The 19,527-nt window shown below is 51.6% G+C and carries 17 protein-coding genes; 8 read left to right on the forward strand and 9 right to left on the reverse strand.

Going from position 1 to position 19,527, the window contains the following annotated elements; genetic code table 11:
* Complete coding sequence (locus AC0KH7_RS09245; RefSeq protein WP_472372779.1) at window positions 1-477, reverse strand: hypothetical protein; 477 nt, start codon at window positions 475-477, stop codon at window positions 1-3.
* 381 nt (window positions 478-858) lie between these two features.
* Here AC0KH7_RS09245 and nrdB point away from each other — a divergent pair, with 381 nt between their 5' ends.
* The 7 genes from nrdB to AC0KH7_RS09280 all read left to right on the forward strand — a co-directional run bounded on the left by nrdB (window position 859) and on the right by AC0KH7_RS09280 (window position 8,125).
* Window positions 859-1,992 carry a class Ia ribonucleoside-diphosphate reductase subunit beta gene (nrdB, locus tag AC0KH7_RS09250; protein WP_472372781.1) on the forward strand — a complete coding sequence of 378 codons (1,134 nt, stop codon included), beginning with the start codon at window positions 859-861 and terminating at the stop codon, window positions 1,990-1,992.
* Between the two features lie 142 nt (window positions 1,993-2,134).
* Entirely contained in the window at window positions 2,135-2,851 is a 717-nt protein-coding gene (locus AC0KH7_RS09255) for a histidine phosphatase family protein (RefSeq protein WP_472372782.1), read from the forward strand.
* Between the two features lie 12 nt (window positions 2,852-2,863).
* On the forward strand, window positions 2,864-4,081 hold the full coding sequence (locus AC0KH7_RS09260) for a metallophosphoesterase (RefSeq protein ID WP_472372784.1): 1,218 nt from the start codon (window positions 2,864-2,866) through the stop codon (window positions 4,079-4,081).
* Between the two features lie 20 nt (window positions 4,082-4,101).
* Complete coding sequence (locus AC0KH7_RS09265; RefSeq protein ID WP_472372786.1) at window positions 4,102-4,389, forward strand: amphi-Trp domain-containing protein; 288 nt, start codon at window positions 4,102-4,104, stop codon at window positions 4,387-4,389.
* A 26-nt stretch (window positions 4,390-4,415) separates the two neighbouring features.
* Window positions 4,416-6,053 (forward strand): phosphotransferase family protein, encoded by a 1,638-nt coding sequence (locus tag AC0KH7_RS09270; protein ID WP_472372788.1) that lies wholly within the window; start codon window positions 4,416-4,418, stop codon window positions 6,051-6,053.
* Window positions 6,046-6,948, forward strand: coding sequence for a GAK system ATP-grasp enzyme (locus tag AC0KH7_RS09275; RefSeq protein ID WP_472372790.1), 903 nt, complete (start codon window positions 6,046-6,048; stop codon window positions 6,946-6,948). Before AC0KH7_RS09270 ends, AC0KH7_RS09275 begins: the two co-directional genes overlap by 8 nt.
* 31 nt (window positions 6,949-6,979) lie before the next feature.
* Complete coding sequence (locus AC0KH7_RS09280; RefSeq protein ID WP_472372792.1) at window positions 6,980-8,125, forward strand: HprK-related kinase B; 1,146 nt, start codon at window positions 6,980-6,982, stop codon at window positions 8,123-8,125.
* 7 nt (window positions 8,126-8,132) lie between these two features.
* On the opposite strand, the gene AC0KH7_RS09285 is transcribed toward AC0KH7_RS09280, so the two are convergent.
* The 3 genes from AC0KH7_RS09285 to AC0KH7_RS09295 all read right to left on the reverse strand — a co-directional run bounded on the left by AC0KH7_RS09285 (window position 8,133) and on the right by AC0KH7_RS09295 (window position 10,328).
* The gene (locus AC0KH7_RS09285; protein WP_472372794.1) at window positions 8,133-8,888 is read right to left on the reverse strand and encodes a DUF3379 family protein; all 756 of its coding nucleotides are present in this window, start codon (window positions 8,886-8,888) and stop codon (window positions 8,133-8,135) included.
* On the reverse strand, window positions 8,885-9,406 hold the full coding sequence (locus AC0KH7_RS09290; protein ID WP_472372795.1) for a sigma-70 family RNA polymerase sigma factor: 522 nt from the start codon (window positions 9,404-9,406) through the stop codon (window positions 8,885-8,887). Before AC0KH7_RS09290 ends, AC0KH7_RS09285 begins: the two co-directional genes overlap by 4 nt.
* Window positions 9,407-9,509: 103 nt before the next feature.
* Window positions 9,510-10,328, reverse strand: a complete 819-nt coding sequence (locus AC0KH7_RS09295; protein ID WP_472372797.1) for a YihY family inner membrane protein — start codon at window positions 10,326-10,328, stop codon at window positions 9,510-9,512.
* Window positions 10,329-10,445: 117 nt separating this feature from the next.
* On the opposite strand from AC0KH7_RS09295, the gene AC0KH7_RS09300 reads away from it, so the two are divergent.
* Entirely contained in the window at window positions 10,446-12,812 is a 2,367-nt protein-coding gene (locus AC0KH7_RS09300; RefSeq protein WP_472372799.1) for a putative bifunctional diguanylate cyclase/phosphodiesterase, read from the forward strand.
* Here the strand turns inward: AC0KH7_RS09300 and AC0KH7_RS09305 are convergent.
* The 5 genes from AC0KH7_RS09305 to AC0KH7_RS09325 all read right to left on the reverse strand — a co-directional run bounded on the left by AC0KH7_RS09305 (window position 12,801) and on the right by AC0KH7_RS09325 (window position 19,527).
* Window positions 12,801-13,682 carry an HvfC family RiPP maturation protein gene (locus tag AC0KH7_RS09305; protein WP_472372801.1) on the reverse strand — a complete coding sequence of 294 codons (882 nt, stop codon included), beginning with the start codon at window positions 13,680-13,682 and terminating at the stop codon, window positions 12,801-12,803. The two genes, AC0KH7_RS09300 and AC0KH7_RS09305, sit on opposite strands and share 12 nt — an antisense overlap.
* Window positions 13,682-14,560: an HvfB family MNIO-type RiPP peptide maturase gene (locus tag AC0KH7_RS09310; protein WP_472372803.1), complete on the reverse strand. Its 879-nt coding sequence runs from the start codon at window positions 14,558-14,560 to the stop codon at window positions 13,682-13,684. The genes AC0KH7_RS09305 and AC0KH7_RS09310 overlap by 1 nt, the downstream gene beginning before the upstream one ends.
* A gap of 114 nt (window positions 14,561-14,674) precedes the next feature.
* Complete coding sequence (locus AC0KH7_RS09315) at window positions 14,675-14,926, reverse strand: twin-arginine translocation signal domain-containing protein (RefSeq protein WP_472372805.1); 252 nt, start codon at window positions 14,924-14,926, stop codon at window positions 14,675-14,677.
* Between the two features lie 87 nt (window positions 14,927-15,013).
* Window positions 15,014-16,360, reverse strand: coding sequence for a TolC family protein (locus tag AC0KH7_RS09320; protein WP_472372807.1), 1,347 nt, complete (start codon window positions 16,358-16,360; stop codon window positions 15,014-15,016).
* Complete coding sequence (locus tag AC0KH7_RS09325; protein WP_472372809.1) at window positions 16,357-19,527, reverse strand: efflux RND transporter permease subunit; 3,171 nt, start codon at window positions 19,525-19,527, stop codon at window positions 16,357-16,359. The genes AC0KH7_RS09320 and AC0KH7_RS09325 overlap by 4 nt, the downstream gene beginning before the upstream one ends.

Genomic DNA, 19,527 nt, shown 5'->3' on the forward strand with positions numbered 1-19,527 from the left:
TCAGTGGCTCAACACCGCACTGGGGCGTGGCGGCACGGCTAACTCTTCCCGCCACTTTTTCCAACGATTCAAGCGATTCAACAATCGCAGCATGGCTTTTGGCTGCACCGGTTGTGCCAATTGAAAACGGAAATAACCTTTGCCAATGAGCGGCAGCGCTTGAGAAAGTTCATCATCGCGCCGCATCAATACCACCGGGGTTTTCAGAATCGTGGGATTATCGTGCGTTGTTTCCTGCCAGGCTGCCTCCACCTGAGCGGCCAACTGAAAATCAATCAGTATCGCCAAGTACACACGATGAGTGGAATAGCGACGCTTTTCAATTTCCGCGACCACGGCATCCACGTCATTGAAGGCCGCGACACTGATGCCATAGCGCTTCAAAAAATTTTCAATATCGGCAAAGCGCTGCGCATCCGGTTCGCACACAGCAATGCGTCGCCCCCTCAACCACTTCAATTCTTTTTTAAATCCCATTTATCTCAGTCCACACAGTCAAAACAGACCCCAATCCAACTCAAAAGAGTCCGTTAAAATTTTGTTTTATTTTTTATATTACCAAAAAAAACGGCCAACCGGTGCGGCTTTCAAATGACAAATAAATGACCGCTCAATTCTTTCTTACCCGCTTTAACGATCATTTTATTGGAATGGCTTGGGCCCTTTAAGACTGATTAAATAATAATAATTCTTAATTGCAATAATAATTTTTTCGCGTACAATGCTCACACTCGATGTTGCAAAAACTTGATGTCACCATCGCAAAAAATACGCTACAATTTCATTCTATTGCGTAATCAAAATTCCACGCTGGAAAACCCTTTTATTTTTGCTTATTTTTGGCAGGAAAACTTCTTTATGAGCTGTAACGATAAACATACTTATTCTACCTTTTGCCGTTCTTCCAACAATGCGTTGAAAGAACCGATGTTCTTTGGCCAAAACGTCAATGTGGCGCGTTACGACCAGCAAAAGCACCCGATTTTTGAAAAACTGATCGAAAAACAATTGAGCTTTTTCTGGCGACCGGAAGAAATCGACCTATCGAGTGATCGAGGAGAATACGCTGACCTGCCAGAACACGAAAAACATGTTTTCATCAGCAACCTGAAATACCAAACCCTGCTGGATTCGGTACAAGGTCGTTCGCCGAACGTCGCACTGCTGCCATTGGTCTCCATTCCGGAACTGGAAACCTGGATTGAAACCTGGTCTTTCTCGGAAACCATTCACAGCCGCTCTTACACACACATTATCCGTAACATCGTATCCGACCCGGCTTTGGTGTTCGACGACATTGTGACCAATGACGAAATCGTCAAGCGTGCTATCAGCGTCACCGAACATTACGACCACCTGATTTATCTGACCAACCGCATGTATGCCGAAGAAATCGATTTGGAGAAAGACGACGCCTTCCGTAAAGAAGTGAAAACCGCCTTATTCCTGACCATCGTATCGGTCAACGTACTGGAAGCCATTCGCTTCTATGTTTCCTTCGCCTGCAGCTTCTCCTTCGCCGAGCGCTCCTTGATGGAAGGCAACGCCAAGGTCATTAAGCTGATTGCCCGTGACGAAGCCCTGCATTTGTCTGGCACCCAACACATCATTAATTTGATGCGCGAAGGTAAAGACGACCCGGAAATGATGCAAATCGCCAAGGAAAATGAAGACAAGGTGTATCAAATTTTCCGCGAAGCCGCTGAACAGGAAAAAGAATGGGCCGAGTATCTGTTCAAAGACGGCTCCATGATCGGTTTGAATGCCGGCATTTTGAAAGACTACGTCGAGTACATCACCAATACCCGTATCCGCGCCGTGAAATTGGATCCGATTTTCGAACAGAAGAGCAACCCTTTACCGTGGATGAACAACTGGCTGGTGTCCGACAACGTTCAGGTCGCCCCGCAGGAGTCGGAAATCAGCTCCTACCTGGTCGGCCAGGTGGACTCCACCGTCGGCAAAGACGATTTCAACGACTTCTCCTTGTAATCCAAGCCGTTCAACGCCACCTATAAAGCCCGCCTAAGCGGGCTTTATTATTTCCTCTCTTTAAGCGACCTTGCCTCAATTGTTATAAAACTGTCATCCGCTTATCACCTGGTTTTCAAATAACGGCTCTAAACTGGCCGGAATGAACCAATCGACGCACATTTTGGCGTTCCTCAGACACGGGGAATACCATCAAAAACCCAATACGCCCAGCGCGTTACAACACGGTGCCCTGACGACTTTAGGCCAACAACAGGCCGCTCGCGCCGCCGAAGACGTACATCGTTACGCCCAGGACCACAACCTCAACATTCATCCGGCAATCGATTCATCGCATTCTTTACGCGCCTGGCAAACCGCTGACATTTTACAGCGCGAGCTCAAAAGCCAAACCGGCTTCCAGGGTCATGTCGTTGAACATGAAACATTGCACGAACGCTCTGTCGGCGCTTTGGCAAACCTGAGTGTCACCGAAATCGAGTACCTGCTGGAACAGGACCCGAGAACAGAAGCGCCACCATTGAACTGGAAATCCGACAGCCATTACCGTTTGCCGGTACACGGCGCGGAATCCTTACTGTCGGCCGGCGAACGTGTCGCGGGGCATATCAACCGAACCTTCGCCTCACTGGCACAAACGGAAACATCGCCGACCTTAAAAATCGTCGTGGGGCACGGGGCTTCCTTTCGACACGCCGCGTTTTTGCTCGGCCTGCTGTCGTTTGAAGACATCGCCCAAAAGTCCATGTACCACGCCCGCCCACTGTATTTTGAATACCGAACCCCTTCGCAAAATTGGCAGCATTGCCACGGCGAATGGAAACAACGCGCCCGCGCCAATCCGTCGATGATTGATTAAGGAGAATTCATTATGTACGCTGCGACCGCAACCGCCTGGCAACCTCAGCCACACCCACAAGTGCCATTCCCGACCGACAACTGGCTGGCGCCGAAAAAAGATACCTATTTTTTCTGTGATCTGCACGCCGATGCCGACGCTTTTTTACGTTCGCTGAAACTGAGTTATCTGGTCACGCTCGACAGCACCGTCGAACAGATTACCCTCACCACGAAGGGGCGCAGCGGACAAATCATCATCGGCGGCGACTGCTTCGACAAAGGGCCGAGCAACTTGGCCTTGTTCCGCCTGATTGCCCAGCTCAAACACGCCGAATGCGACCTGGTGTTGCTGGCCGGTAACCACGACATCCGTATTTACGCCGGGCTGCTGGCGACCGACTTTATGGACGACCTGCGTCAAGCCCACTTTTTCGTCCGCATGGGGCGCAAAACCGCCAGCTTGTTTGCCGAAATCCACCGTCATTATTGTCAGGGAGAAAAACTACCAGGCCTGGCCGATTCGGTGATTCGCCAGCGTTTGTTTCCATCCGAGGACTGGTTCGATTTCTTTCCGGCCTACGCGCAACACACCATGCCGAAAAGCAAAATCGATAAAGAACTGAAACAGATTCGTAAAAAACAGGATGATTTCATCCTCGCCTGCGGCGAACAGGGTTTAAGCCTGCCGGAGATTTACCAGGCGGTGACCAAAGCGAAGGAACTGTTCCTAGAGCCGGACGGCGAGTTCGCGTGGTTTTTCCAATCGCTGGACTTGATTCACCTCGCGGGCAGCTATTGTTTCAGCCACGCCGGTCTGGACGATCAGTTCGCCGAAAAACTGGTAGCGCACAGTGCCGACGAACTCAACCAGACCTTTCGCGAACAAATGAATCAGGGTCGAATTTTCGAAATGTACTACAGCGAATTCGGTAATGTGTTCCGCACCAAATACCGCGCCAACGACTGGCCTTTAACCGAACGCGGCAGCGACATTTTACGCCGCAACCACATCTTCGCCATCGTCAACGGCCACCGTAGTCACCGCGAAGGCCAACAGTTATTTCTTCGCCAAGGTCTATTGAATTTTGAGTGCGACACCCAACTCAATGCCAATTGCCGCCGTAAATCTAACCTACAAACCCCCGGCGAAGCTGTTACAATTTTCTATGCCGACGGCATGGTCTCTGCGCTCAGCAGCGATTTTCCCATGACCAAACAATTCCACCCCAAACAGCTGAAACAGCAATAGGTAGCAATAGAAGGTAGGGTATGGCTAAGAAAAGTAAATACTTCGAACACGAATCTCTGCAAGATAAAGAAGCCATCATCAGCTATTTAAAAGCGATCACGCAGGGGTTTAAAAAAGGCGCCATCGAGTTCAGCGATGAAGAGGAAGAGTTCATGCTGACCCCGCAAAAATTGGCGAACCTCAAAATCAAAGCCGATAAATCGAAAAAAGGCCAGACCCTGAATATCAAAATCAGCTGGTCCTCCGATCAAAGCGACGACTTCGAAGACTTGCCGTTGTTTATCGACCCGAAAAAACCCAAAAAATAACCCGAACTCAGTAGCCGAACAGCCAGATGCAACCACTTACGGAACTTTACGACCCTTTGCGCTTTTTGATTATCGAAGTGCAAAAACAACTCGATTCCGTCACCCTGTTTTTGGAAACAGGCGACCTGCGCCAAGCAGAAAACGGTCAAAAACGCGTGGATTACATCGACAACTACCACGTCAACCTGCTCAACCGTGCCGCGGCCTATCTGAGCGAGCAAACCGACAAAGACATCCGCATCACCGTTCAAAGCTACGAACACATCAACCACGGTTTGAAATCGCTTTCCCGTCAGTTGCAGGCGATTATTTTCCAGGCCAAACAATCCAGCACCGCGTTGAAGCTGCTGCGCAAAAAAAATGTTTTCCGCGCCCTCAACGATTTGCAAGTCGGGCTGGAATTGATTGAACCGGCCATCGAATCCGACGCCTCCATGCTCGCCATCGACATTTGCCGCTTGAAAGTCCACATCGACAAACGCTGCGACCAGCAACTCGAAAAATACAAAATCCGGCTCAAAAAAGGCCAACAGACCGAAGCGCTCTTGCACGCCAGTTTCATCATTCGCGACATCAGCGACATGGGCGAAGCGCTGCTGCGCATCGGTGAAGGCATCATCTCCGCCAATATGGGCCAGATGATTCAAATCGACCGTTACCATTCACTGGAAGCGACCTTGACTGCCCTGCAACTCAACCCACAGCAAGACGACCTCACCATTCGCGCCATGGGCGAAACCAAATCCGGATGCACCATTTCCGGCGTCATGACGGCCGAAGAGTCGGAAGGCCAAATGCTCGCCGTTTTCAAGGAAGGTGACAAAGCCAAACTCAAGGAAGAAAAAACCGGCATCGAAAACTGGCACGAAAAGTTTCCCGGCATCGCCCCGCAAGTCTATTCCTACCATAAAAGCGGCAACAAAGCGGCCCTGCTGTTCGAGTATCTGACCGGCGAAACGTTTGATAAACTTCTGTTGCAGAAAAACCGTAAAACCCTGAAAGCGGCGCTGAACCGACTGTTTGAAACCCTGACCCAAATCTGGGAAGAAACCCGCGCCGACCAACCCTATCCGGCTAACTTCATGGCGCAATTGCGCAAGCGTTTGAAAGACGTTTACGAAGTTCACCCCGAGTTCCAAGCACCATCGGTCAGCATCAACGGCGTAAAAAGTCCGACACTTGAAGTCCTGGTCGATGACGCCGAAGCGCTGGAAGCCGAATTGCCTTGTCCGCTGGGCGTTTACATCCACGGCGATTTCAATCTCGACAACATCATTTACGACCCGGTCGATAACGACATCAATTTCATCGACCTGCACCGTTCCGAGTACCTCGACTTCGTACAGGACTTGTCAGTCCTGATGGTATCGGCCTATCGTCTGTCGAATTTTGATCCTCAGGTCCGCAAACTGATTGCTCAAACCATGCAGGCGATTTACGAATTCGGCCAAGATTATGCCGAAAGCATTGACGATACCAGTTACCACCTACGGATGGCTTTAGGATTAAGCCGTTCTTTTTTGACCTCAACGCGCTTCGTGCTGGATAAACAGCACGCCAAAGCCATGCATTTTCGAGGTCGTTACCTGATTGAACAAGTCATTCGCCTGACGGAAGCAGAACGAACGACTTACCGGATACCGAAAGAGATTTTCCATGATTAAAGACGATCTAAAAATCGCCGTGGTAGGCATTCCCGGCAAATGGTCCACCGAAGTATTGGCCGACGAAATCGAAGCCCAAACCGGCTTTCGATGGGTCATCGACATCGAAAAAGTCGTGGCCGACCTCAGCGAACCGTCGGTGCGCTATGAAGGCCGCTGCCTGTGTCAGTTGGACGGCATCATTATCAAAAAGATTTCCCAGACCTACAGCCCGACAGTCATCGATCGTTTGGAAATTCTACGGTTCGTGGAAAAATGCGGCGTGCGGATTTTCTCCAAACCTCAGGAAATCATCCGTTTGGTGGATCGCATGAGTTGCACCGTATCACTGGCCAAAGCCGATATTCCGATGCCGCCGACCATCATTACCGAAGATTTGGACGCCGCTTTCGAGTATGTGGAAAAATTCGGCGAAGCCATTCTCAAACCGCTGTTTTCCACCAAGGCTCGCGGTATGGAAGTCCTGTGCTGCGACGACGGCAAAAAAGCCGTCAAACAACGCCTGAAAGACTATTACGACAAACAGGGCTTCTTTTACTTACAAAAAAAACTCGCCTTGCCCGGCAAGGATATGGGGCTGGTGTTTCTGGGCGGTGAATACCGCGGTGCTTATGCCCGTGTGTCCGGTAGCGACAGTTGGAACACCACCATCCATTCCGGCGGCAAATATGCCGAAGCGCAACCGTCGGATGACATCATCGAGATGGCGTATCGTGCTCAATCGCAATTCGATTTGAGCTACACCACCGTCGACATCGCTGAAACCGAAGACGGACCGGTCTGCTTCGAAGTCTCCGCTTTTGGTGGCTTCAAGGGCGCGCACGAAGGGTTGGGCTTGAATATGGCCAAGGAATACGCCGATTATGTGATTCAAACACTGAGTACCGCCTCTTAACCCTGCACGAAAACCAAACAAGGAAACTGTTTTGCCCCTCAATCTCGTTCAACAGATTCGCCAATTTCAAGAAAACACGCCGCTGCAACCGCAACGGCTCACCCTAAGTTTGCCCGGCTGGACGCTGGCCATCGAATCCAATTCCAAAACTCTTCTAAGCACCCTGCAGCACTATTTCGGCGACCTTTTAAGCAATTTGAGCGATTTGAACGACGGTTTCCCACAAGCGGACCAAACCGTGACCGCTTACGAAACCGATCACTTTTTGAATCAAGGATTACACTGGGAAGACTGGAAGCGGGAAGCCGGCAAAAGCGGGCGTAAAGATGCGTTTTTGGATTTCGACAACGGCCTGGAAGCGCAACGTTTCATCTATAAAGTCAAAACCGGGATGCTGTTCTGGCAACGCCATGACCAACCGATGGCATTCGGCCCCACCGAAAGCCATCCGAACCAAATCATCAACTTCATTCTCACCCAATATTTGAACGAACACCTGCGCCGCGGTTGGTTGTTGGGCCACGCCGCTGGCTTGCAACTGAACTGCCACGGCCTCGCGATTGCCGGCCTGTCCGGCGGCGGAAAATCGACCTTGATGTTGCATTTATTGGAAAACGGCGAGCACTTTATCAGCAACGACCGTTTGTTGTTCGCCGACCAGACAATCACCGAATCGGCCAGGCCTGGTGAATTATGGATGCGCGGCATTCCAAAGCAACCGCGCATCAACCCCGGCACCATCGTTCACAATCCGCGGTTGCACGCTTTGATTCCCGCCGAACGGCGCGCCGAATTGTTACGATTGCCCCGCGAAGAACTGCGCCAACTGGAAGAAAAATACGATGCCGACGTCAACCGGCTGTACCACCCGGACTGTTTCAAAGCCGAAAGCCCGTTAAATGCATTGATCATTCTCAACTGGCAATCCGGCTCCGCCGAAACCACGCGCCTGACCGAAACCACGCTGAACGACAGTCCGCATCTGCTGCCCGCCATCATCAAAAGCCCCGGCCCTTTCTATGCCGACCGCCAGAATGTGTTTCTACCGAATCAAATCGAGCCGGACACCGCACCTTATCTGACCATGTTAGGCGATTTGCCCTGTTGGGAATTGAATGGCAACGTCGATTTTGCCACTGCCGTCCGGTTGGTTAAAGACGCCATTCGCCATCGATGAAGAGCGTTTAACCGAAGCGAACCGCTTTAAAGAAGTGCATTTGCGCCATCGCCAGTTCCTGGTAGGAATCGCCGACAATCGCCACCATCGCCCCTTTGACCGGAATCATCTGCCCCTGGAAGCCGGAACGATTAAACGCCTGCATGGTGGTGAGCTGTTTACCCGGTAACACAATAATCGTCACCGGCCCGGCTTCTTCCTGCAACACCAGATGCAGTCCTTTCTGACCGTTCACTTCGCACTCTCCGGCATAGCTCATGAAGTCCACCGGTTTATCCAACACCGCCCCCACCTTGGCAAACAATTTCTGCAAAGCGGCTTCATCTTGATCCAGCGGTTGTGCTTTCATCAAGTCCGGTGCTTCCCGCGCATGGTCGATAATATGATCCACCACCGCTTGTTCCAGCAAGGCTTCCTGCGTGTTCGCTGCAAGATGCCCGTTTGAACCGACACCCGGCTGTAACGGCCACTGCCAAACCGCAAAGACCGCCACCAAGGCAAACGACGCCGCAAACGCCGTCAAATTGCCGAACCAGCTGCCATCGTTTTGTGGCGACGCTTCGAAACGGCTCTTTAAGAGAATACGATCTTCCAAGCCTTCCGGCGGCGTCACCCGCATTGTCTGTACCAACTCCGTTTCAAAGGCTTTTTGTGCCTTGACGTCGGCCGCTTTGTCGGGATGTTCGGCCAAATACGCTTGCATCGCCTCGTCCAATTGGTTCGGCGACTCCAACAGTCTGCGTCGAAATTCCAGTTCGGTCATGTGCGATTTCCTTTCAAACCGACCGTCACGGGCGGCCGTTCCAGTTGTTGTTTAAGTTGCTGTCGGGCTCGGAACAGACGAGTGTTAACGGTCGCCAGTTTCAGTCCGAGTTGGTCGGCAATTTCCTCGCCGCTGAACCCCCATAACACCTGTAACAACAAAGGCTCCTTAAATTGTGCATCCAGCGACAGGATGGCCTGATACAACGCCTGTCGTTCCATTTGCCGTTCCGGCTCACGCTCAACGCTGTCGGGCATCATCGCCTCTTCCATCGCCACCCACTCCGGTGATTGCTTTTCAAAACGACGGGCATTTTCACGGCGCAGAATCGTCATCAGCCACGCTTTAGCCGCTTGCTCATCCTGCAACTTATCCAAGGCTTTCCAGGCACGTGAAAAGGTTTCCTGCACCAAATCTTCGGCCACATTCACGTCTTTGCTCATCCAGAACGCATAACGGAACAGGTCTTTCGCATAAGCTCGGACCAATTGATCAAAAAACAGCGTTTTATTCGACATTCGATTCCATCCCGTCGGATTCCCTTTGCCCCCTGTTTAAATCAGGGGGTTGCTTAATAAGACCGCCCTTTCCTCGAATTGTTTCAAAACCGCTCAAAATACCTCAAGCGGCTTTCGGCTTCGCCATCATCTGGTGCACCACCGAGGCATTGAAAATCAGAATGAACCAAAGCAGATACAACCACAGCAAAAACAGCGGGATCACCGCAAACGCGCCGTAAATTAGGTTATAGGTGGGAAACCACTTCACATAGAGGCCAAAACCGTATTTCAGCAACTCCAACTCAAACGTGGCTAAAATTGCGCCCATCAACGCATAGCGCCAAGGCACCCGGTGCAATGGCACAAAACGGTACAAAAACCAGAAACCGATCACATTGATCAGAATCGGCAATTGATTCAAAAACACCGTTTCCAACGGCACGCCCGGCAAAATCGGCGCGGCCAACAACACCGAACTCAACACTAGGCTCCCGCCAAGCAACACCGGCCCGACGACACTGATACCAATGTAATGCAATAAGCTCACCCACCAACTGCGCTGCAAATGTTTGTCCCACATGGCGTTAATTTTCTGGTCGACCGTCCACAGCAACAGCAATGCAATCATCAGCATGGAGAAAATGCCAATCCCGTGTAATTTACTCGCCTGCTGGGAAAATTGAAGCAGATAAGATTCCACCATCGGTGTCGAAGCCGGCAACAAATAATGTAACACCTTGTCCATCACCGCATCTTCAAAGGTTTGAAAACTGTCCGACATCGAAAACACGCTGAGCATAATGGTCAAAAACGGCACCAGCCCCACCAACGAAGCATAAGCCAGCACCGTCACCGAATCTAACCCATCCTTACGAATGAAATTCTGAACCGCCTGAACCCAAAAGGCGCTTTTATACAAACAGTTTTCCGTTTCGACCATGGGCTAATTCCTTAAGAAACGTCGTGAAATCAGGCTTTTGACGCACCAACAATTTCACATATCATCATTAATTTTTTTAAATTGCTTATGAAAATCCATTCTATCAAAATACCCGCTATGTATAAGAATTCAAGCAATTTCATTCACTTTCTGGTCATCGGCTATAGCCTCGTCATCATCCTGGTGGCGATCTCCTCCGGCATTTTCTTTAACTACGAAAGTAAAATCGCCAATGCCTTCGAAACCCACCAGGAAAACACCGCTTACCAGAGCAACCTGGATGCCCTGTTCAATGCCGCCACCCAGCGCAGTATCCTGATGGTGCGCATGATCAATGCCAAGGATCCGTTTGAAATCGACGCCCTGCATATGGACATGTTCCGCTACGAACAGATGGTCATCCAGAACCTGAGCGCGCTGCGTGAAAATGCATTCGCCCCTTCCCAGATCGACATCATCGAAGACGCTGGCGAAATCATGACCCGTAACCGCCGTTTCCAGGAAACCGTTTACACTCTGTTGATGGATGACCGAAAAGATGCCGCACTCAAGCAACTGGTGGATGTCACCCTGCCGCTTCAAAAACAAGTCATCAGCACCCTGAACCGTTTGGAAGCCGATTACCAAGTCGCGTCAAACCATTCGGAGGCCAACTTTGCGGCCATACTGTCGGACATGCGCAGTATGATTCTATTGGTCGCCATCCCCATTATCGTCAGTTTACTGATCATTGCCTTACTGACCATTGACCAACTCAAACGCTACGCGCGCAATCAAGATAGCCTGCGCGACCATTTGGAAGAACGGGTTCACCAACGTACCCATGAACTCTTACTCGACCGCAATCTCATGCAAAACCTGAGCGAAGCCATCGGTATCTTCGATGAAGAAGGTCAATTGCATATCAGTAACAAAAAACTCACTGAATTACGGCTGGCAGGTGATTTAAGTGATACGTTATCGGTTTGGGAAATGCTGGAAAAAGCCTTCTGCGAACTCAACCTACCCGCCATTCAGGAATACCTCGCCGTACATAAATCTTGGCGCGGTGAAGCGGCGATGTATCACTATCGAAACCAATACATGATGATTGACATCCATAAGCTGCAAGACAAAAGCTTACCGGACAGCTATTACTCCATCATTTTGACCGACATCTCCGAGTTGAAGAACATTCAAAATCAGTTGACCTACACCGCCAACTACGATGCGGTGACTCAGCTTCCAAACCGTTATTCTTTCAATCATCAAATTCAAGACATGATTGAAAAACATGAGACCGAAGCGTTTCATCTCTACTACATCGACCTCAATGATTTCAAATGGGTCAATGATCATTTGGGGCACACCATTGGCGACGAATTTCTTTGGCATGTCGGCCAAGCTTTCAAGAAAACGGTTCCGGAAGGCGAGTTTCTGGCGCGTCTCGGCGGCGACGAATTTGCCGTACTGGTCACCTCACGCCACACCCCATCCGAATTAGCCGAACTCGCCAACCAATTGTTCCTGCAAGTGAAGAAAGTCAATCACATTCATCACTCTAATCACGAAGTCACTTGCAGCATCGGGATCGCCTCCTATCCACAACACGGCGAGACACCGGAATCGCTGATCAAACATGCCGATTACGCCATGTACACTGCTAAAAAAGTGCAACACACGCCTTATTGCCTGTTCTCGAAAGACATGCGCCAGCAGCTGAGTTATCTGCACGAAATCGAAGAAAGCTTGCACCGGGCCGTGCGTGAAAAAGAATTTCAAGTACATTATCAACCGCAATACAGCCTGCACGCCCTCAAATTGGTTGGAGCTGAAGCGTTGGTGCGTTGGCCGAGAAGCGACCGCATGGTTTCACCTGACGAATTCATTCCGCTGGCGGAAAAATTCGGCCTCATCAACGCCATCGGCGAATTCGTGCTGGAGACCGCCGCTCATCAACTCCAGGCCTGGTCACATTGCAAAGTCGCATTACCTCGTGTCGCCATTAACGCGTCTTCCACTCAATTACTGGCCGGCAATTTCGGCGATTTAGTGGAACGCATCTTGCAGACAAGCCAACTCTCCGCCAACCGCATCGACATCGAAGTCACCGAATCGGTGATGATGAAAAACATCCAGCGCAACGGTAACAACGAAAACGCCAACTGCCTAAGCACTCTTCAGGAAAAAGGCTTGGAAATTTCCATCGACGATTTCGGTACCGGCTATTCGTCCCTGTCGTACATCAAACACTTGAATGTGGACCGCATTAAAATCGACAAAAGCTTTATCGATGACATCGAATTCAATAAAGAAGCGCGCTCCATCGTCCGCGCGATTATCAAAATGGGCCACAGTCTGGGTATGAAAGTGTTGGCCGAAGGCATTGAAACCCCCAACCAATTGGATATTCTCAAGGCGTTGGAATGCGACGAAGGCCAGGGCTATTTATTCAGTAAACCGCTGGATGCAACCAAGTTCGAAATGAAGTGCCTATCCGCTTAATGCCGGACTTTGAACAGGACGCAACACCTGACGATCAATTAAATCCTGCAATACCGACCGGGCAAAACCTTCCAGGTCCGACACCGGAACCTGCAAGGCTTCGGCCAAGCCCAACAACACGGTTCGAGCCGTCGGTGCAGCAGCCGTATCAGGAGCCTCGGCGGATTCAATAATCTCAACATTCGCCAAACGCTGAATGAACTCGTATAGCACCGGTGACAAGACCATGAACTGAATGGCATCGTCCGAATCGCGATACACCAGCAGCGTGGTGACCATTTCCGGCGGCGACTCAGGCATGTCATCCGGCCCCAATTCATGCACCGGCCAATCATACGCCAAAGGCCAAGCCACGGGCGACAATTCGTATACCGCGTCCAAATCGGCCGTCAGACCCGGAGGATTCTCAAACCCCTCGGCTTCATCCACCGACAGGGCCAATTCTACCCACTCGTAATGCGCCAACGGCAACATAAACGCCGGGTCTTGCGGCTGCGGTTCATAGGCTTGTTGCAAGAACACTAAAAACTCTTCGCCCAGCTCGTGAAACAACGGCGTTCGGGCCCGGTGTTTCTGCATATATTCGCGCACCAGTTCTGCCCACCGCTTTTCGCCTAACACCGATTTCAGCACCGGAAATAACTTGGAAAAAAAGTCCTGCACATTGTTGAAAAACAAATCCTCATAGGCTTTCCAACGCCGCTCTTCGATCGGCAAAGTCGGGTCTACCTCGGATTCCGCCAGGCCTGGTGACTTTTTGACAAAATCATCGACTGTCTCGGTTGCACCTTGTGGATCCCGAATGCGGGCTGCGAAGCGATATTGCATTTTCTGAAAGTTCGGCAAAGCCTGCCAATCCAGTTCGTCCATCAGCCTTCCTTTCTAATGTGTTCCGCTGGGCCATTGGCAGCGGTTTTTGTGACCGCTTTTGCCTGGGCGGTTCGAATTTGTGCCACTTCCTGCATCAACTCCGTCAACGGCGGAATATTGAAATCCCGTTCCAACAAGGTGGGGAAAACACCCTGCTGTGCATAGGTATCGTCCAGCAACGCCCAGACAGCCTGTTTAACGTCCTGACCGTGGGTATCGATTTTCAAATCCTCGGCTTCGTCGAAATGCCCAGCCATGTGAAAATACATCATTCGTTCGGTCGGCATTTGCCGCATGAATTCACGTGCATCATAGCGATGGTTAATGCTGTTGACATAGGTGTTATTAACGTCGAACAACAATCCGCAGTCGGCCTCCGACACCACCGCATTAATGAACTCGGCTTCGGTCAGTTCATTGCTCGGCATGGCGTAGAAAGACACGTTTTCCACCCCAATCGGTCTTTCCAACAAATCCTGCACTCGTTTGATGCGATCGGCCACATAATGCACGGCCTCTTCGGTAAACGGAATCGGCATCAGGTCATATAAATGGCCGGAATCGCCGCAATAGCTTAAATGTTCGGTGTACACTCGGACATCGTGCTGCTCGAAAAACGTTTTGAGTTCCAGCACATAAGCCTCATCAAGCGGATGCGGACCGCCCAGGTCGAGCGACAAACCGTGGCAGGCAAACGGATAACGCTCGGTCAACTGACGCAATGCACGGCCTTGACGCCCGCCAAACCGCAGCCAGTTTTCCGGGGCGATTTCGAGAAAATCAATATCGAAATCCGGGTCGGCGAGAATCTCGTCGAAAAAGTCGCGACGTAATCCCAAGCCCACACCCTGCAAAGTGGGTTCAAATCGTAAAGTCATCCACTCACCCTTATTCAAATCTACAAATCGTTAAAGACACATCCATCTTGGCTCATCTTAAAATAAAAAGCCGCTCAAATGGGCGGCTTTTTAAGATCAGGGTTTACGGAATCATCACTTCATGCCGCCGCATTTGCCTTCGCCACACTTGCCTTCACCGCACTTTCCTTCCTTATCTTTCATGCCGCCGCATTTTCCTTCTTTATCCTTCATGCTGCCGCATTTTCCTTCGGCGACCTGCTGATAGCCTCCGGCCATTTCCTTGAAGCCGAACGGGTTGTCGGACGCCAGAACATTACCGGTCAAGGTCGCGGCGGTGGCGGCACCCGCCATCTTCAAAAAGTCTCTTCGATTTTGCTTAGACATACGCTTTACTCCTGTTGTTTTCATACAAAAGATTGTTGGTTCAAACACTTAAAAAACATTCATTTAGTAGACCCAGTTTACTCAACTTTATTTCTGCCAGAGATTGTTTTCTTCACTCATTTTTCCTATGGCCCAATAAAATTTTGCCAGGTCTTCACCGATTTGCGCCTTCAAAACCGGCAAGTCTCGCTCGGTTTTGTGCAAACTGCGCTGCGCATTGAGCAAATCCAGAATATTACGGCGTCCGGTCTGTAACCCTTGCTCGGTGGCTTTCAAGGCCGCCCGGTTCGACACCAACGCCGACTGCAAGGCCTTGACCCGCGCCACACCGGTCTGCAATCCCAGCCAGGCATTTTTCGCTTCCGCTTCCAGCTTTAATTGCTGTTGACGCTTTTGCGCCAAGCGTTTTTGCGATTGATACCGGGCTTTGGACACCGACGACTCAGTGCGGCCGCCCAAATACAACGGCACGGTCAATTGCACTCCGCCGCGAGCCCCTTCCATATCATCGTAATAATGATTGCCGGAATCGTTGTACACCAAGGTGCCGAACGCATCGAGCTGGAAGCTATCCTTATTCTTGCGATATTCCGCCTCGTTGCGCAGCGCGTCGGCGGAAGCCTGCAATGCAAACAGGCTCGGGTGATGCGACACCAATTCCGGCCAGGCCTGGCGGTTTTGTAAATTCGCCAATCCATACCGCTGCGCTAACTGCGTCACCTCATCCCCCACATCCACCGGGAACCCGAAAGCGGTTTGCGGGATGGCGTCCAGATGATCCACGCCCAACAAAGCTGCCAGATTCTGGCGCGTGCGTTCCAGCGACTGACGCGCTTCCAGTGCATCGGCATGATTCATGTCCAACCGCGCCTGTATCTCGACGATGTCGTTCAAATCCTGATAGCCCACCTGAAAGCGTTGTTTGACCTGTTGTAGAATCGATTCAATGGAACGGCGCTCTTTTTGCAGAAAGTGCAAATCTTCTTGCTGCGACCAATAACGAAAATACGTCAGCGCCACCTGTAACAGCAACTGCTGACGCGTGGCATCCAGTTGATATTGGCGACTGCTGTGCTGCTGACTGGCCGCGGCGTTCAAATCGCTCTGTTCCGGTTGGTACAACGGATAAACCGCCACCAACTGGTTGGCGGTTCGGGAGAAGGAACTTTCCTTCATCCAAGCGTAACTCAGCTCACTTTTCAGATTGACGGTCAGGTTTTCTTCGGACTCGGCCTGCCGAACATCGCTCATGGCCGCCGCACTGTCGGCTTCGGCCGCTGACAATTGCGGATTGTTGGCCAGCGCGACCTCAAACAATTGTTGCAACTGTGAAGCCGACGCCGGCGACGACCAAATAGCCGCCGCAAAAACTAACCCACTGAGCCGTAACGAAACAAGCTTTAAGCTTTTTGAAACATAATTTAAACCCTTCATACAGCGTCTCCTTTGGCTTCGGTGGCCTTCTCGGTTCCGAACCCTTTGGCGGCATACAGTAAATACGTCAGCAACGGAATCAACAGCATCGACACCAGCGGCGCCGAAATCATGCCGCCGACCATCGGCGCGGCAATGCGCTTCATCACTTCCGCGCCGGTGCCGTTGGCGAACAAAATCGGCAACAACCCGATGACGATGACACTCACCGTCATGGCTTTCGGCCGCACGCGCTGCACCGCGCCTTGCATAATGGCGGCGGCCAAATCGTTACGGTTGTTCAGTCGCCCTTCCGATTCGGCTTTGTGAATCGCCTGTTTCAGATACAGCAACATCACCACACCGAATTCGGTCGCCACACCGGCCAAGGCAATCATTCCCACGGCCACGGCAATCGAGTAGTCGTAACCCAACCACCACAAGAACCAGACCGAGCCGAGCAGCGCGAATGGAATCACCAGCAGAATCATCACCGCTTCCGCCACTTGCTTGAAGATGATGTACAGCAGCACGAAGATAATGATGAGCGTCAGCGGCACGATGTTATATAAGGTTTGCTGTGCTTTGAGCAGGTATTCATACTGCCCGGTCCATTGCACACTGATACCCGGTGGCAACGGCACGGCGTCGGCCACCGCTTGTTTGGCACGTTGAATGTAATCCACCAAATCGGTGCCTTTATCCAAGTCGACAAACGTCCAACCGTTGAGGCGTGCGTTTTCCGACTTGATCATCGGCGGCCCCATGCGGATTTTGATATCGGCAATCATACCCAGTTGAATCTGCGCACCGGAAGCGGTCACAATCGGCAACAGCTTTAAGGATTCCACCGAATTCCGCCAGGCCTGGGGATAACGTAGATTCAAACTGTAACGTTCCCGTCCTTCAATGGTCTGTTGCAACACCTGCCCCCCGACCGCTGACGCGACGATATTGGCCATTTGCGCCACACTCAAACCATAACGGGCCGCTTGGGCACGTTTTGGTAGGATATCAATATAGCGCCCGCCTTCGGATCGGTCGGAAAAGGCCGACAAGGTGCCCGGTACCTTCGATACCGCCGATTCGACCTGTTCGCCGACGGCTTGAATCTCAGCCAAGTCGTCCCCGGCGATTTTAATGCCGATGGGTGTTTTGATCCCGGTGGACAACATGTCAATGCGGGTTTTGATGGGTTGCACCCAAGCATTGGTCAAGCCGGGAATCGCCACCGCCTCGTTTAAGGCTTGAATCAATTTCGGTAAGGTCATGCCTTCACGCCATTCCGACTTATCCTTTAACTGAATGGTGGTTTCAATCATCGTCAAAGGCGCCGGATCGGTCGCGGTATCAGCCCGACCGATTTTGCCGAACACCGTCTTCACTTCCGGAAAGGACTTAATGATGCGGTCGGTCTGCTGCAGCAAACTTTGCGCATTGCCGATCGATAAACCGGGCAAGGTGGTCGGCATGTAAAGCAAATCACCCTCCTCGAGCTCCGGCATAAATTCGGAGCCGATGTGTTGCCAGGGATACGCCGCACTGACCAACAGCAACAATGCCGCCACCAAAACGCTTTTGGGAAAGCGTAACGCCCACTGTAAGACCGGACGATACAACGCCACCAGCCAACGGTTCAGGGGATTGGCGGATTCACTCGGCAGACGTCCGCGAATAAACCACCCCATCAACACCGGCACCAGCGTAATCGCCAGCCCCGCCGCCACGGCCATCGCCAGGGTTTTGGTCAAAGCCAATGGCGTGAAAAGGCGTCCGGCCTGCTCCTGCAGGGCAAAAATCGGCACAAAACTTAAGGCGATGATTAACAGCGACAGAAATAACGGCAAGCCGACTTCCTGAGCCGATTCCCGGATCAAACGCCAATGATCTTGGCCTTGGGCGGGTTCGCCGGTTTCACGACGATACGCCTCCAAATGCTTGTGGGCATTCTCAATCATCACAATCGCCGCATCCACCATGGTGCCAATGGCGATGGCGATGCCCCCCAAACTCATGATGTTGGCGGTGACGCCCATGACTTCCATAATGATGAAAGCGCCCAAAATCCCCAATGGCAACGAAACCACCGCCACCAAAGCGGAGCGTAAATGGAACAAGAACACCAGCGAGACCAAGGCCACCACAATCATTTCTTCCAGCAGCTTATCTTTAAGTGTCGCCACGGAACGCTCGATCAGCCCGGAGCGATTATAGACTTCAACCAAGTCCACGCCTTCCGGCAGGCCTGGGCGAATATCGTCTAATTTGGCTTTCACCGCCTGAATCACATTCAGGGCATTTTCACCGGAACGCATCACTACTATGCCGCCGACCACCTCGCCTTCACCATTCAGTTCCGCAATGCCGCGGCGCGGCTTCGCGCCCAACTGAACCCGAGCGATGTCCTTCAACAGCAAAGGCGTACCGTCGGCCGACAATCTGCCCACCGGCACCTGTTGCAAGTCCTTCAAGCGGGTAACATAGCCTTTCACCCCGACCATGTATTCGGCTTCCGCCAGCTCGATGACGGACGCGCCCATTTCCGTCGCGCTTTGACGAATCGCTTGTTGCACTTGTTCCAGGGTCAAGTTATAGCCCCGTAATTTATTCGGGTCCACCACCACTTGGTATTGCTTGACCATTCCGCCGACCGACGCGACTTCCGACACGCCGGATACCGACTGCAGTTCGTACTTCAAAAACCAATCCTGCAAACTGCGCAGTTCGGCCAAATCGGTCGAGTGGGTTCGGTCCACCAACGCATATTGATACACCCAACCCACCCCGGAGGCGTCCGGCCCCAGTCGTGGCTGCACCCCGTCGGGCAATTGCGGTTTCACTTGATTGAGATATTCCAGCACCCGGGAGCGCGCCCAATAAGGGTCGGTGCCCTCTTCGAACAAAATATAGACGTAGGAATCCCCGAAAAAAGAATAGCCACGCACGGCTTTGGCCTTGGGTACCGACATCATCAGACTGGAAACCGGATAGGTCACCTGATCTTCAACCAACTGCGGACTTTGCCCGGCAAAAGGCGTTTTGACAATGACCTGCACATCGGATAAATCGGGAATCGCGTCCAAGGGCGTATTTTGAACCGCTTTCCAGCCCCAGACTGCCAGCACCAGGCTGAACAGCAGCACCAAAAACCGGTTCGCAATGGAGGCGGCAATAATCGAACGAATCAT

The sequence above is a fragment of the Hydrogenovibrio sp. genome (genome assembly GCF_965140365.1).
Classification (GTDB): domain Bacteria; phylum Pseudomonadota; class Gammaproteobacteria; order Thiomicrospirales; family Thiomicrospiraceae; genus Hydrogenovibrio.

Coding starts and splice junctions, on each gene's coding strand:
- nrdB (WP_472372781.1), top strand. CDS start 859: ATGAGCTGTAACGATAAACATACTTATTCTACCTTTTGCCGTTCTTCC.
- AC0KH7_RS09320 (WP_472372807.1), bottom strand. CDS start 16,360: ATGAAGGGTTTAAATTATGTTTCAAAAAGCTTAAAGCTTGTTTCGTTA.
- AC0KH7_RS09300 (WP_472372799.1), top strand. CDS start 10,446: ATGTATAAGAATTCAAGCAATTTCATTCACTTTCTGGTCATCGGCTAT.
- AC0KH7_RS09325 (WP_472372809.1), bottom strand. CDS start 19,527: ATGATTCGTTCGATTATTGCCGCCTCCATTGCGAACCGGTTTTTGGTG.
- AC0KH7_RS09315 (WP_472372805.1), bottom strand. CDS start 14,926: ATGTCTAAGCAAAATCGAAGAGACTTTTTGAAGATGGCGGGTGCCGCC.
- AC0KH7_RS09275 (WP_472372790.1), top strand. CDS start 6,046: ATGATTAAAGACGATCTAAAAATCGCCGTGGTAGGCATTCCCGGCAAA.
- AC0KH7_RS09270 (WP_472372788.1), top strand. CDS start 4,416: ATGCAACCACTTACGGAACTTTACGACCCTTTGCGCTTTTTGATTATC.
- AC0KH7_RS09295 (WP_472372797.1), bottom strand. CDS start 10,328: ATGGTCGAAACGGAAAACTGTTTGTATAAAAGCGCCTTTTGGGTTCAG.
- AC0KH7_RS09285 (WP_472372794.1), bottom strand. CDS start 8,888: ATGACCGAACTGGAATTTCGACGCAGACTGTTGGAGTCGCCGAACCAA.
- AC0KH7_RS09245 (WP_472372779.1), bottom strand. CDS start 477: ATGGGATTTAAAAAAGAATTGAAGTGGTTGAGGGGGCGACGCATTGCT.
- AC0KH7_RS09260 (WP_472372784.1), top strand. CDS start 2,864: ATGTACGCTGCGACCGCAACCGCCTGGCAACCTCAGCCACACCCACAA.
- AC0KH7_RS09310 (WP_472372803.1), bottom strand. CDS start 14,560: ATGACTTTACGATTTGAACCCACTTTGCAGGGTGTGGGCTTGGGATTA.
- AC0KH7_RS09255 (WP_472372782.1), top strand. CDS start 2,135: ATGAACCAATCGACGCACATTTTGGCGTTCCTCAGACACGGGGAATAC.
- AC0KH7_RS09305 (WP_472372801.1), bottom strand. CDS start 13,682: ATGGACGAACTGGATTGGCAGGCTTTGCCGAACTTTCAGAAAATGCAA.
- AC0KH7_RS09290 (WP_472372795.1), bottom strand. CDS start 9,406: ATGTCGAATAAAACGCTGTTTTTTGATCAATTGGTCCGAGCTTATGCG.
- AC0KH7_RS09265 (WP_472372786.1), top strand. CDS start 4,102: ATGGCTAAGAAAAGTAAATACTTCGAACACGAATCTCTGCAAGATAAA.